We start from the raw sequence: 13482 nt of genomic DNA, 5'->3' as shown, positions 1-13482 counted from the left end.
TCACAAGGACAGACCAAGGCGGGCCAGCGTCTCGCGCAGGGCCTCGTTCTGCGGGTCCTTGGCGCGGGCGTCGCGCCAGAGTGCCTGGGCAGCGGACTTATCGCCTTTTTGCCACAGCACTTCACCCAGGTGAATACCGATTTCAGCATCCTTGCGCATGCCATACGCGCGGCGCAGGAACTTTTCGGCTTCGTTCAAGTTGCCCATGCGGTAGTGAATCCAGCCCATGCTGTCCATGATGAAGGGGTCGTCCGGCGCCATCTCGAGCGCTTTCGCGATGAGCCCGTAGGCCTCCTGCAGGCGCACATTGCGTTCGGCCAGCGAGTAGCCGAGCGCATTGTAGGCGTGGTGATTATCGGGCGCCTGCGCCATCACTTCGCGCAGTTGCGCCTCCATCACATCGACCTTGCCCATTTTTTCGGCCAGCAGCGCGAAGTCATACAGCAAATCCGGATTTTTCGGGAAGCGCTGGGCCGCTGCTTCCATCACCGCATACGCTTCCGGCAGCTGGTTCGCCTGACGCAGCAGTTGCGCATCGGCCGCCATCAACTGGGCCTGGCGCGCCGGCTCGGTCGGCTTGACCTCGGCCAGCAGGGCACGCGCAGCAGTCAGGTCGCCGCCCTTGCTCGTCAGATGCGCGCGGCGCAATTGTGCGTTGAAGCGCGTTTGCTCGTCGGTGTTCTCTGGCACTTTGTTCAGCCACAGCAGCGCGCCAGCCAGGTCGCCCCGTTCTTCGGCCAGCTGCGACAGGATCAGGAGCGCGCGCGACGGGTCGCGTTCGTCGTTCGGATTGCGGCCGAGCACTTCCACGAAGCGCGTGAAATAGGTTTCGGCGCCAGCGGCATCGTCCGTCTGCGTGGCCAGGATGCCCAGCGCATACAGCGCCGCCGCATTGTCGGGCTGCACCTTGAGCAGCGACTCGAACTCGCGCCGCGCTGCCGGATAATCCTTGCGGTTGACCAGCACGCGGGCATAGGCGGCGCGCACGTCGTTTGCCTTCGGATAGCTCTTGAGGAATTTCTCCATCATGGCCACCACCTGCGCCTCGTCGTCGGTGACCTGCGCCAGCATCAGCAGCGCGATCTCGGCGTCGGGCTTGGCGGCCAGCGCCGACTGCGCGTAAGTGCGCGCCAGTGCCTTGTCGCCGCGCACCAGCGCGATCTGGGCGCGCACGATGCGCGCTTCCATCATCTTGTCGTACGGCTCGATCAGGCGCTCGAGCATGGCCAGCGCGGCGTCCTTGTCCTTGGCCCGGCCCAGCAACTGCTGGACCTGGAACATCAGGATGCCGCGCCGGGCAGCCGGCGCTTCACGCAGGCGCTCTTCGAACACGGGCTCGAGCTCGGCGATCTTTTCGGACGTGACCACCATGCCGACGAAATACTGGGTCGCTTCATCGGATTCGGGATCGAGCCGGTACCACAGGCGCACCGCGGCGAGCGTGTCATCGGCCTGCTTGGCGGCGACCGCCATCTCGGCAGCGCGCCGGGCCAGACGCGGATCGCGCGTCTGCTGGGCCAGGCTCAGCACCGTGAGGTACGGGCCTTGCCAGTCGCCATTGCGAAACGCAAATTCGGCCTTAAGTAACTGGTCAAGCATGACCGGGGTCATTTCGACCTTCGGCAGGCGGGCTTCTTCCTCGGCTTTTTGTTTGGCGGCCTGCGCTTCGTCATCGAGCAAGGGCCCGGCGGCGGGCGTGGACGAGGCCTGGACATCGGCAGCGACGGATTGCTGTTGCGGCGCGGCAGCACATGCCGTCAACAGACCGGAGAGGGTTACAATGGCGAAAGCGTTTTTCAAAGCAAGTCCAGAAGTCCAAAGTGAGTTTGATTCTACGCTCATGCGCAGACCTGCCGCGCATGCGCTGCGCCGTCAACTGACTCTACACGAATCCCCTTAGGCATGCCTGAACTCCCAGAAGTCGAAGTTACCCGGCGCGGCGTCGCGCCCCATCTCGAAGGCCGCATCGTCGAGCACGTCATTTGCCGCCGCGAAGGGTTGCGCTGGCCCTTCCCGCCCGGCCTGTCCGCGTTGCTGGAAGGCCGCCGCATCCTGCATATCGGCCGTCGCGGCAAATATCTTTTGATCAATTTTGAGCATGGCACCCTGATCATTCACCTTGGCATGTCGGGTCACCTGCGCGTGCTGCCCCCGGGTATCGAGCCGCGCACACACGATCACTTCGATCTGGTCGTGAACGGCCCCGAGGGTCAGCAGGTGCTACGGCTGAATGACCCGCGCCGCTTCGGCGCCGTGCTGTGGCACGCCAACGAAGACGGGCCGCTGGCCGAGTATGTGCTGCTGCGCGGCCTGGGCGTGGAGCCGCTGGCCGATGGCTTCGACGGCGCCTTGCTGTTTCGCGAAACCCGCCGCCGCAGCGCCCCGATCAAGCAGGTGCTGCTGGCCGGCGACATCGTTGTTGGCGTGGGCAATATCTACGCGTGCGAAAGCCTGTTCCGGGCCGGCATCAACCCGAAGACGGCGGCCTCGCGCATCAGCCGCGCACGCTACGACCGGCTGGCCGAAGCGATCCGCGTCATCCTGGCTGAAGCGATCGTCCAGGGCGGCAGCACGCTGCGTGACTTTATTGCTGTAAATGGCCAGTCTGGATATTTCCAGCAGACATATTTCGTCTATGATCGTGCTGGCGTGCCCTGCCGCCAATGCGCGCTGCCGGTACGCCAGATCAAGCAAGGGCAACGTTCGACGTTCTACTGCGCCCAGTGCCAGCGCTAGTCATCCCTACGAGCAAACACGATGCAGGATTTACAACAGTACGGCGCCTGGCGCGCCCGGGTCGCCGCCTCCCTCACCGGCTACGGCAGCGCACTGCGCGACGCCGGGCTGATCGATGCGGCCGGCGAGCAGCTGCTGGCGCGCGCGCTGGGGCGCCTGCGTGACGACCGGCTGTCGGTCGCCTTCGTGGCCGAATTCTCGCGCGGTAAAACCGAGCTGATCAACGCACTGTTCTTCGCCGACTACGGCCAGCGCATCCTGCCGTCCAGCGCCGGCCGCACCACGATGTGCCCGACCGAACTGCTGTGGGATGCAAGCCTGCCACCCTGCCTGCGCCTGCTGCCGATCGACACCCGCGCCGGCCACCTGTCCACCGGCGACTACCGCGACGATCCTGCCGCCTGGACCGTGTTTCCGCTCGATCTTGACTCGCCGGCGGCCATGCACGAGACACTGCGCCAGGTCAGCCAGACGCGGCGCGTTTCGACCGTCGAAGCGCAGCGCTACGGCCTGTACGACGCCGACGATCCCGACCTCGCGGCCAGCCTCGACCCGGATGGCACGATCGAGATCCCGCGCTGGCGCCACGCGATCATCAACCTGCCGCACCCGCTGCTCAAACAGGGCCTGGTGATCCTCGATACGCCGGGCCTGAACGCCATCGGCACCGAGCCCGAACTGACGCTGAACCTGATCCCGAACGCACACGCGGTGCTGTTCGTACTGGCCGCGGAGACGGGCGTGACCAAGAGCGACATCGAAGTCTGGCGCACGCACATCGGCGCCGGGTCGGGGCGCCTGGCCGTGCTCAACAAGATCGACGCCATGTGGGACGAGCTCAAGTCACCAGAGGCGGTGGACGCCGACATCGCGCGCCAGCAGCACGACGTGGCGCGCCAGTTGAGCCTCTCGGTCAGCCAGGTGTATCCGGTGTCGGCGCACAAGGCGCTGGTCGGCCGCATCGGCGGCGACATGGCCCTGTTCGAGCGCAGCCGCCTGGGCGCGCTCGAAGCGGCGCTGTTCCACGAACTGATTCCGGCGCGGCGCGCGATCGTCGAGCGCCAGCTGCACGCCGATCTCGAAGCGCTGGTGGCCAGCCAGCAGATGCTGGTGGCCACCCGCCTGCGCGAGCTGGTCGAGCAGTTGCAGGAACTGCGCAGCCTGCGCGGCAAGAACCAGGGCGTGATCGCGCACATGGTGCGCCGGGTCGAGGCCGAGAAGAAGGAATTCGATGCCGGCCTGTTCAAGCTGCAGGGCACGCGCGCCGTCTTCACGCGCCTGTCGACCGAGCTGTACACGCTGCTGGGCATGGACGTGCTGCAGGACCGGACCGAGACCGTCCGCGTGGCGATGAGCGCAGTGCGCTTTGCCACCGGCATGCGCGCACCGGTGCGCAACTACTTCGACGGCGCCCGCACCGGCCTGGCCGAGGCCGATGCGAAGCTCACGGAAATCACGTCGATGATGGACGCGATGCACCGCAAGTTCGCCGCCGAGCATGGCATGAGCCTGGGCCTGCCGCCGACCCTGTCGCTGGCGCGCCACCGCGACGAAATCGACGCCATCGAAGAACTCTTTTCGCGCCAGTTCGGCACCGCCACCTTGTGGATGAACAGCCGCGCCACGCTGCTCGAGCGCTTCTTCGATTCGATCGCTTCGCGCGTGCGCCGCGTGTACCGCGCTGCGAACGCCGATATCGAAGCGTGGCTGAAAGTGGCCAATGCACCGCTCGAAGCGCAGATCCGCCAGCACCGCGACAACCTGCGCCAGCGCCAGGCAACGGTAAAACGCATCCACGAAGCGAGCGACAGCCTGGAACAGAAAATCGGTGCCTTCGAGAGCGGCCAGGCCGAACTCGATGTTACGCGCACGCGTCTTGGTTCGCTGGCCGCCGGCGTGACCGCGACCTTGTCCGACACCCTACCCAACTCCACGGCGGCCACCAGCGCCGACGCCCACTACACGACTGCATGAAGCGACTGACCGAGTTTGACCAGCTGGCCGATCCGACCTTTTCCCGGGCCGTGATCGACTGGCAGCGCAGCCATGGCCGCCACACCCTGCCATGGCAAAACACCACCGACGCCTACCGCGTGTGGCTCTCCGAAATCATGCTGCAGCAGACGCAGGTCGCCGCGGTGCTGGGATACTACGCCCGCTTCCTGGAACGCTTCCCGACCGTGCACGCGCTGGCAGAGGCCCCGGCGGAAGACGTGATGGCCCACTGGAGCGGCCTGGGTTACTACACCCGCGCACGCAACCTGCACGCCTGCGCCAAGCGCGTCGTGGCAGACTACGACGGCGTGTTCCCGAGCGATCCGGCGCTGCTGGCCGACCTGCCCGGCATCGGCCGCTCCACTGCCGCTGCCATCGCCGCCTTCTCGGGCGGCGTGCGCGCCGCGATCATGGACGGCAACGTCAAGCGCGTCTTCGCGCGCGTGTTCGGGATCGACGCCTACCCTGGCATCAAGCCGGTCGAGGATGCGCTGTGGCGCCGCGCCGAAGCGCTGCTGCCGGAAGATGGCGGCATCGAGTCGTACACGCAGGGCCTGATGGACCTGGGCGCCACGCTGTGCACGCGCTCGCGCCCCGACTGCGGCCGCTGCCCGCTGCAGGTGCGCTGCGTGGCCTTCGCCACCGGCCGCACGGCTGAACTTCCGGTGCGCAAACCCAAGAAAACGACGCCCGAAAAACGCACCGCGATGCTGGTGCTGATCGACCGCGGCGAAGTGCTGCTCGAACAGCGCCCGCAAACGGGCATCTGGGGCGGCCTCTTGTCGCTGCCGGAAGTGGGCGGCCATGTGGCGATGGACGGCGACGCCGATCCTGTCTGCACGGCGGACATTGCAGCCGCCAGCAGTGCGTTCGGCACGATTGACGAAGTGCGCGCGCTCACGCCGTTGATGCACGGGTTCACGCACTACAAGCTGCACATCGCGCCGTTCGCAGTTGCGCTGGCCGCGCGTGGTGAGCATGGCGCCGGGCACGTGTGGTGGAAGCTCGATGCGATTGGTGATGCGCCGTTGCCAGCGCCGGTCAAGAAGTTGTTGCTGGATTTGTCGCAACCGAACCTGTTCAGCCAGTAAAAACCGTTGGCCGTAGGGTGGGCGGCTATGCCGCCCACGCGTTCAAACCGACTTCGCTCTGTAAGATGCGAAGCCGAGTTGAACGCGCAGCCTTAGAAGTGATCAAGCGAAAAGATACGGCGATGCTCACGAATCGCATAGCGATCGGTCATGCCCGCAATGTAATCGGCAATCTTGCGCGCCTGCTTGTGCGGATCGCCTTGCACCTGGTAGTCGCCCGGCAGCAGCACGGGATCGGCCAAAAACGCTTCGAACAGTTCGCGCACGATGCGGCTGGCTTTCACGCGCATGCGGTTGACCTGGAAATGGCGGTACAGGTTCGCGTACAAAAAGCGTTTCAGCGCCACGGTCTCGGCGCGCATCGCGTCCGAGAAGCGGATCAGCGGCGGCGCGGCGCGCACGTCGTCAATGGTCGCTGGCGCCGCCTCGGCGATCAGGCGCGCCGACGTTTCAACCAGGTCGGCCGTCATCGCGGTGATCATCAGGCGGATCGTCTCGTACAGCGCGCGCCGGCCGGGCAAGCCCGGGTAGCGCGCCTCGACTTCGCGATGCAGGCGCGCGAACAGCTCGACTTCTTCCATCTGCGCCATCGTAATCAGGCCTGAACGCAGGCCGTCGTCGATATCGTGGTTGTTGTACGCGATCTCGTCGGCCAGGTTGGTCAGCTGCGCTTCCAGACTGGGCTGGCTGCGCTCGATGAAGCGCTGGCCCAGGTCACCCAACTGGCGCGCATTGTTCAACGAGCAGTGCTTGAGGATGCCTTCGCGCGTCTCGAATGTCAGGTTCAGGCCATCGAAGGCGCCGTAGTGTTCTTCGAGATGATCGACCACGCGCAGGCTTTGCAGGTTGTGCTCGAAGCCGCCGAAGTCCTTCATGCATTCGTTGAGCACATCCTGGCCCACGTGGCCGAACGGCGTGTGGCCAAGATCGTGCGCCAGCGCCGTGGCTTCGACCAGGTCTTCGTTCAGGCGCAGGCTGCGCGCCAGCGTGCGGCCGATCTGGGCCACTTCGATGCTGTGCGTCAGGCGCGTGCGAAACAGGTCGCCTTCGTGGTTGATGAAGACCTGCGTCTTGTATTCGAGGCGCCGAAACGCGGTCGAGTGGATGATGCGGTCGCGGTCGCGCTGGTACTCGCTGCGCGAGCCGGGCCCCGGCTCGGCATGCGTGCGCCCGCGCGACTGAGCCGAATGCGCCGCATACGGGGCCAGGCCCGCGTCGAAGTCGCGCATCAGGCTACTCATGCGCTGCAGGCCGCGAGCGTCGAGCGCAGCACGTCCAGCGGCGCGGTCGTGATCGACGGGCTGCCCAGCGGTTTGAGCAGAATGAAGCGGATTTCGCCGCCCTCGTTCTTCTTGTCGACTTCCATCAGCTCGATCCAGCGCGCTTCTCCAAGATCTGGCGCCACGGCCGGCAGGCCGGCGGCGCGCACCAGCGCGCGCACGCGCTCCACGGCGGCCGGCTCGATCAGGCCCAGGCGCGCCGACATGTCGGCCGCCATCACCATGCCGCAGCCGACGGCTTCGCCGTGCAGCCAGGCGCCGTAGCCGAGGCCATTCTCGATCGCGTGACCGAAGGTATGGCCGAAGTTGAGCACAGCACGCAGCCCGCCTTCGCGCTCGTCCTTGCGCACGACGTCGGATTTGATTTCGCACGAGCGGGCGATCGCGTAGCCGATGGCCTGGCGATCGCGCGCGATCAGTGGCTCGATGTTCGCTTCGATCCAGTCGAAGAAATCGGCGTCGAGGATCGCGCCATGCTTGATCACTTCGGCCAGGCCGGCCGACAGCTCGCGCGCCGGCAGCGTGTCGAGCGTGGCGGTGTCGGCAATCACGGCGCGCGGCTGGTAGAACGCGCCGATCATGTTCTTGCCCAGCGGGTGATTGATGCCGGTCTTGCCGCCCACCGATGAATCAACCTGCGCCAAAAGCGTGGTCGGGATCTGCACGAACGGCACGCCGCGCATGTAGCTCGATGCGGCAAAGCCGGTCAGGTCGCCGATCACGCCGCCGCCCAGCGCCACCAGCGTGGTCTTGCGGTCGCATTTGTTCTGCAGCAGCGCGTCGTAGACGAGGTTCAGCGACTGCCAGTTCTTGTGCTCTTCGCCGTCCGGCAAAATAATTTCGAGCACGTCCCGGCCCGCCGCGCGCAGGTGGCCCGCGACCTTGTCGAGGCACAGCGGGGCAACCGTGGTATTGGTGACGATCGCAACCTTGTGGCCGCCGATGTGGCGCGCCAGCAGCGCGGCGTCGTCCAGCAAGCCGGCGCCGATCTCGATCGGATAGCTGCGCTCGCCAAGTTCGACGTTGAGAGTGATGTGTGCCTGTTCGTTCATTGCTGTCCTTGCATGCTTGCGCGCGCGGGCGTTTTCCTGCGCGGCCAGCTGGTCCAATATGGTTTGAACCATCGATTGTACGTTAGGCCTGCCGGTGTCGATGACGAGGTCGGCGATCTCGCGGTACAGCGGATCGCGTTCAGTCCAGAGTTGCTCGAGTTTGCCGCGCGGGTCGGCGGTCTGCAGCAGCGGGCGATTCTTGTCGTGCGCGGTGCGCTGCAGGATGCTGCCGATCGACGCGCGCAGATAGATCACGGTGCCGCGCTCGGCCAGCAAGGCGCGACTGGCCGGATTGAGCACGGCGCCACCGCCGGTGGCCAGCACCAGGCCCTGCTGCGCCGACAGGTCGCGGATCACATCGGCTTCGCGCCGGCGAAAGCAGGCTTCGCCCTCGATCTCGAAGATCCACGGGATGGTCGCACCGGTGCGCGCTTCGATCTCATGATCGGCGTCGACGAAGCGGCGATTGAGCTTGCGAGCAAGCAATCGACCGATCGTGGTCTTCCCTGCCCCCATCAGGCCAACAAGGAAGATATTGTTGTTCTTGGGATGTGGCACAACCAGACCCGTTGAGATGAAAAAGACGGCCAGTATAGACTGGCCGCCTCTCATTCCGCCAATTTTACGGGCAGGTGAAGTTGAGTGTGAACGGGATCGAGGTGACTGCACCGCGCGGTGTGGTTGCACGCACGCTGAAGTTGGCCACACTGGCGGCGGTGCACGGCTTGGCACCGGTGGCGGCCACCGTGATGCGGTGATTCGATCCCTGTGGACCGTTGCCAGGCGCAGCAAAGATGCTCGGCACGGTTTCCGGCGCCACTTCGACGCTGCTCGCGTTGACTGCACCACTGACTGCGATGGTGGTGCCAGCAGGCAGCGCGTTGCCATTCAGATCAACCAGCTGGACCGAGAACACCTTCGATTCGTTTGCGCTGGCATTGCCAAGGCTGATCGGGAACACGGTGCTGGGGCTGGCGGCGCCGTTGACATACACAGCAGCCACCGATTCATCGCTGAACGTGATCGTGGTCTTGGCGAACTGGGTGTTCAGACCGTCGGTCGTGCTGGCGCAGATCGTGGCAACACCAGCCCGCGTGGTGTCGGCGGTCGAACCAGTTCCAAAATTGCACGGCGTGACCGGCGTGCCGGGCGCGGCGACGCGGGGATTCTGGGTGCGGAAAGCAACCGAGCAGCCGCCATTGACCGTATTGCAGCCGCCTTTGCTCGACGACCCGATGGCGCCGAGGTTGGTCTGGAACACGATCGGCGTGCCATCCGCGACAGGATTGCCGAAGTTATCGGCCAACAGCACATTGACAGTGGCGGCCGGGGTAGTCGGACCGCTGTCATACGACCAGCCGTCCACATTGCCCTGGCTGACGCTGAGCGAGAAGGCGCGCTGCACTGGCAGGCCTGTGGTCACGACGATCGAATCGGACGTCGTCGAAATATCCGGGCGGCTGGCGTTCGCAGTGCCTGGCAGCACGGCCTGGACGCGGAAGGTGGTCGGCACGTCCAGCGAATTGACCGTGGTGATCACTTCGCCATTCTGGTCGGTGCTGTCGGTGGCCTTGTTCAGCGCCACGGCGCCGCTTGGCACGATGCTGAAATCGACGCGACGACCGGCCAGCGGGCGATCGAACACGTCGAACACGCGGAAGCGCAGCGTGGCGGTCTCGGTGCGATTGATGCCGCCCTGGCCACGGATCACGATCGATTTGTCGGTCGGCAGCGCTTCAACGAACTGGACCGAAGCAGCGCTCGGCGGCGCGATGGCCAGTGCTGCAGAGGCCGCCGTGGCGACACCGTCGGCGGTCGCAGTAATGATGTCGTTATTGCCGCAACCCTGGTCGCGGTAGACGGTCTGGGCAGTACCATTGTTGGTGGCGACGGTCGCCGCGAGGGTCGCCTTGCCGGATGTGACGCATGCCGAGCTGAAGCGGACATTGACCTGCTGGCTGGTGTACTTGACGCCATTGGCCAGCAGATCGACCGAGATCACCGTCGAACCATAGGCATCGATGCTGGTCGGGGCCAGGGTCAGGGCGCTGAAAGCCAGCGAAGTGGCGTTGACCGAATACGCGGCATCACCCGTTACGGTAACACCGGCCACGCTCGCGCTCGCAGTCACGCGGCCGGCGCCACCGGCAGCCAGGCTGGCGCTGCGCAGCGTGATACTGGCCGTGCCGCTCGCATCGGCCAGTGCAGTGCCCGCGCCCGGCGCAAATACGGCCAGGTCGGCATCGGTAGTGAACGTCACAAGCGCATTCGGTACCGGCTGGTTGGCCGCATCGCGCACCACAGCGCGCACCGTCAATGGCGTGGCGCCGCTCAAGGCATTGCTGGCCTGACCACTGGCATTGACGAGGCTGACACCAACGGTCGGGCTGGCTGGGGTGGTCGGTGTGGTCGGTGTGGTTGGCGCGGCGCCGCCGCCAACAGTGCCCGGGCTGCCGCCGCCGCCGCCGCATGCACTAAGGGTTGCAGCCAGGAGCAGCGCCAGGCTGCCATAGGTGATTTTCTGGTTTGTCATTTCAGTTCGTTGTTGTTATATCGGTCGTTGATGAAACAAGAATCAGCGTGCGCCCGCCACGTTGTCGTTCACGATCTTCGGGGTAATGAAGACCAGCAGTTCGGTCTTGCTGCTTTCGCGTGCGGTGGTCTTGAACAGGTAACCCAGCAGCGGCACGTCGCCCAAGAACGGCACCTTGCTCTCGTTGGTGCGCTCGGTCTGCTGGTAAATCCCGCCCAGTACCACGGTGCCGCCGTTTTCGACCATCACCTTGGTCTTGACGTGCTGGGTATTGATGGCAAAGCCCGCGCGGGTGTCTTCGCCCTTCGAATCCTTGCTCACGTCCACTTCCAGCACCACGTTGCCGTCCGGCGTGATCTGCGGCGTGACTTCCAGGCGCAGATTGGCCTTCTTGAATTCGATCGCGGTGGCGCCGCTGCTGGTGCTGTTTTCGTAAGGCAGCTCGACGCCCTGCTCGATCAGTGCGACCTGCTTGTCTTCGGTGACCACGCGCGGGCTCGAGATGATCTTGCCCTTGCCGTCCGCTTCCAGCGCCGACAGTTCCAGGTTCAGGAAGCGGTTGGCCGCCGACGAGAACAGCGAGAACGCCAGCGACGAAGCCGGAATGCCGCCGATGCCGGCCGCCGGCAGGTTGACCATCGTCGTGTTGTTGAAGCTGTCGGCGCTGTTGGCCACCTGGCCGGTGGTCTGGCCCACGCCGACCAGGTTGCCGCCGATGGCGATGCGTTCATTGCCATTGACCTGCCAGCCCGAGTCGCCGCCGCGCATCGTGCGCATATCGGCAAAGCCCAGCTTGGCGCCGAGGTTGCGCGAGAAGCCGTCATTGGCTTCCACCAGGCGCGCTTCGATCAGGACCTGCTTCGAGGCGACGTCGGTTTTCTGGATCAGCTTGCGGATGTCTTCGATCTTCGCTGCGATATCGGTCACGAACAGCTGATTGGTGCGCGGATCGATGATCGCGCTGCCGCGCCGGGACAGCACACGGTTGCGGCCCGCATCGCCGGCAGTGCCAGCACCGGTGCCCACGCCGCCCTGGTCCAGGCCAAACACGTTGCGGAACGATTCGGCTTTCTGGTAATTGAGCTGGAAGATCTCGGAGCGCAGCGGCTCGAGTTCGGCAATCTGGGCGCGTTGCTCGAGTTCGAGCTTTTCCTTGGTCAGCAGTTCTTCCTTCGGCGCGATCCACAGCACGGTGCCGTTCTTGCGCATGTCCAGGCCCTTGGCGGTCAGGATCACGTCCAGCGCCTGGTCCCATGGCACGTCCTTCAGGCGCAGCGTCAGGAAGCCCGCCACCGAATCGCTGGCGATGATGTTCAGGCCCGAGATGTCGGCCACGGCCTGCAGCGCGGCACGCACTTCGACGTTCTGGAAATCGAACGAGAGTTTTTCGCCGCGGTAGCCCTGCGGGTTGTTGCTCGAGCCGGGGCTGTTGCGGTTCGGGTCTTCCACGACCGGGCGCACTTCGACTACCAGCTGCGAGTCGCTCTGGAACACCGACTGTTCCCAGGCGCCCTGCGCCTCGATCGTCATGCGTACGTTGTCGCCCTGGGCGCTGGTGGCCACGCGGGTGACGGGCGTGCCGAAGTCGGTCACGTCCAGGCGGCGGCGCAGCGATTCAGGCAGGCGCGCGCCGATGAAGTCGACCGTCACGCCGGTGCCGGTCTGGCGCACGTCGACGGCGACCTGGTTGTTCGGCAGGTCGACCACGACGCGGCCAGCGCCGTTGGCGCCGCGCTTGAAATCGAGATCGCGCAGTTGCGGCCGCGCTGCGGGCGCCGCAGCAACTGGTGCAGCGCTGGCGGCGACCGGCAGGCCGCTGGCGTTGACCGCGCGCGCCACGCCGCCCGTGCCTTCGACGGTCACGATGATCGACTTGCCGTCGATGGCGGTGGCGTAGTTCAGCGCGCGCGCCAGGTTGACGACCATGCGGGTGCGCTCGCCGGCCTGCACCAGGTTCAGGCTGCGCACGTCGCCCAGGTTCAGCTCTTGCATGTTCTTGCCGGTGGCGTTCGCGGTCGCGCCGAAGTCGAGCGCGATGCGCGCCGGGTTGGTGATCGCAAAACCGATCGGCGCGCGGCTCGGCACATCGCGCATGGTCACGTTGATGACCACATTGCTGCCTTGCTGGTTGGCCGTGATCGATTCGATCGCATTGCCCTGGGCCAGCGCGGCGCCGGCGCACGTCAACAGCACGAGTGCGGTGGCAGCGCGCGCCAGCCAGGCCGGCATGGCGAAGCGAATCTGGACGTTGGGGGTCATTTACTGCTCTCCTGGTTGTGCTGCAGCTCGATGTTGGCTAGTCGTTCCACCCAATCGCCGGTGGCGTCCTGCACCGATTCCCTGATTTCGATCGCCTCGTCACTCACGCGGGTGACGCGGCCATAGTTCTGTCCCATCCGCTGGCCGGGCCGGACGCGGTACAGCGCCCGGTCGATCTGCACCAGCGCGTAGCTCACGCCGCCTTTTTTCATCGTGCCGACCATCCGCATCGTGTCGAGCGGGAAGTTCTCGAGCGGCTCTTTCGGGCGGTTCAGGTCGGGCTGGTTGGCGTTGGGGCTGGACTGCGCCATGCGCGCCAGTTCACCCAGCAGCTTGGTCTGATCGAACGGGTCGAGCGCTTCGCCCGGCACGTAGCCATGCGGCTGGAACGTCTTCGGTTCCGGCAGCGGCTTGACCTTCGAGACGGTGCGGCCCTCGACCTGTTTCATCCAGGCGCGGGTTTCGCCGACGCCGCCATCGCCGCACCCGGCCAGCAAGGCTGCCGTGGCGAGCAGCGCAATCACGTGAGCTCGTAT

General features: G+C 65.6%; 9 protein-coding genes. 3 read left to right on the top strand and 6 right to left on the bottom strand.

The window, feature by feature from the left end; translation table 11 throughout:
• The gene (locus AC1MGT_RS13220; protein WP_499500514.1) at nucleotides 1–1842 is read right to left on the bottom strand and encodes a tetratricopeptide repeat protein; all 1842 of its coding nucleotides are present in this window, start codon (nucleotides 1840–1842) and stop codon (nucleotides 1–3) included.
• A gap of 60 nt (nucleotides 1843–1902) precedes the next feature.
• Between AC1MGT_RS13220 and mutM the strand changes: the two genes are divergently transcribed.
• From mutM to mutY, 3 genes are read left to right on the top strand one after another with little or no spacing between them, the layout of a single operon-like run.
• On the top strand, nucleotides 1903–2736 hold the full coding sequence (gene mutM, locus AC1MGT_RS13215; RefSeq protein ID WP_499500512.1) for a bifunctional DNA-formamidopyrimidine glycosylase/DNA-(apurinic or apyrimidinic site) lyase: 834 nt from the start codon (nucleotides 1903–1905) through the stop codon (nucleotides 2734–2736).
• Between the two features lie 21 nt (nucleotides 2737–2757).
• On the top strand, nucleotides 2758–4710 hold the full coding sequence (locus AC1MGT_RS13210; RefSeq protein ID WP_499500511.1) for a dynamin family protein: 1953 nt from the start codon (nucleotides 2758–2760) through the stop codon (nucleotides 4708–4710).
• Nucleotides 4707–5822: an A/G-specific adenine glycosylase gene (gene mutY, locus AC1MGT_RS13205; RefSeq protein WP_499500510.1), complete on the top strand. Its 1116-nt coding sequence runs from the start codon at nucleotides 4707–4709 to the stop codon at nucleotides 5820–5822. The genes AC1MGT_RS13210 and mutY overlap by 4 nt, the downstream gene beginning before the upstream one ends.
• A gap of 92 nt (nucleotides 5823–5914) precedes the next feature.
• Here the strand turns inward: mutY and AC1MGT_RS13200 are convergent, their stop codons facing one another.
• The 5 genes from AC1MGT_RS13200 to AC1MGT_RS13180 form a co-directional block, all read right to left on the bottom strand.
• Nucleotides 5915–7063, bottom strand: coding sequence for a deoxyguanosinetriphosphate triphosphohydrolase (locus AC1MGT_RS13200; protein ID WP_499456466.1), 1149 nt, complete (start codon nucleotides 7061–7063; stop codon nucleotides 5915–5917).
• Nucleotides 7060–8670, bottom strand: coding sequence for a bifunctional shikimate kinase/3-dehydroquinate synthase AroKB (aroKB, locus tag AC1MGT_RS13195; RefSeq protein WP_499504286.1), 1611 nt, complete (start codon nucleotides 8668–8670; stop codon nucleotides 7060–7062). Before aroKB ends, AC1MGT_RS13200 begins: the two co-directional genes overlap by 4 nt.
• Before the next feature lie 106 nt (nucleotides 8671–8776).
• Entirely contained in the window at nucleotides 8777–10687 is a 1911-nt protein-coding gene (locus AC1MGT_RS13190) for an Ig-like domain-containing protein (protein ID WP_499500509.1), read from the bottom strand.
• A gap of 42 nt (nucleotides 10688–10729) precedes the next feature.
• Nucleotides 10730–12946 (bottom strand): type IV pilus secretin PilQ, encoded by a 2217-nt coding sequence (locus tag AC1MGT_RS13185; RefSeq protein WP_499500508.1) that lies wholly within the window; start codon nucleotides 12944–12946, stop codon nucleotides 10730–10732.
• Nucleotides 12943–13470: a pilus assembly protein PilP gene (locus tag AC1MGT_RS13180; protein ID WP_499500507.1), complete on the bottom strand. Its 528-nt coding sequence runs from the start codon at nucleotides 13468–13470 to the stop codon at nucleotides 12943–12945. Before AC1MGT_RS13180 ends, AC1MGT_RS13185 begins: the two co-directional genes overlap by 4 nt.
• Between the last annotated feature and the right edge of the window lie 12 nt (nucleotides 13471–13482).

It is taken from the genome of Telluria sp. BA11 (genome assembly GCF_056680305.1).
Note: the sequence above shows the minus strand (reverse complement) of the source record. Positions and strands in the feature narration are given on the sequence as shown.

What these genes read in the sequence shown, in the direction of transcription:
- AC1MGT_RS13185 (WP_499500508.1), bottom strand. Translation starts at nt 12,946, where the DNA reads ATGACCCCCAACGTCCAGATTCGCTTCGCCATGCCGGCCTGGCTGGCG.
- AC1MGT_RS13200 (WP_499456466.1), bottom strand. Translation starts at nt 7,063, where the DNA reads ATGAGTAGCCTGATGCGCGACTTCGACGCGGGCCTGGCCCCGTATGCG.
- AC1MGT_RS13220 (WP_499500514.1), bottom strand. Translation starts at nt 1,842, where the DNA reads ATGAGCGTAGAATCAAACTCACTTTGGACTTCTGGACTTGCTTTGAAA.
- aroKB (WP_499504286.1), bottom strand. Translation starts at nt 8,670, where the DNA reads ATGGGGGCAGGGAAGACCACGATCGGTCGATTGCTTGCTCGCAAGCTC.
- mutY (WP_499500510.1), top strand. Translation starts at nt 4,707, where the DNA reads ATGAAGCGACTGACCGAGTTTGACCAGCTGGCCGATCCGACCTTTTCC.
- AC1MGT_RS13190 (WP_499500509.1), bottom strand. Translation starts at nt 10,687, where the DNA reads ATGACAAACCAGAAAATCACCTATGGCAGCCTGGCGCTGCTCCTGGCT.
- mutM (WP_499500512.1), top strand. Translation starts at nt 1,903, where the DNA reads ATGCCTGAACTCCCAGAAGTCGAAGTTACCCGGCGCGGCGTCGCGCCC.
- AC1MGT_RS13210 (WP_499500511.1), top strand. Translation starts at nt 2,758, where the DNA reads ATGCAGGATTTACAACAGTACGGCGCCTGGCGCGCCCGGGTCGCCGCC.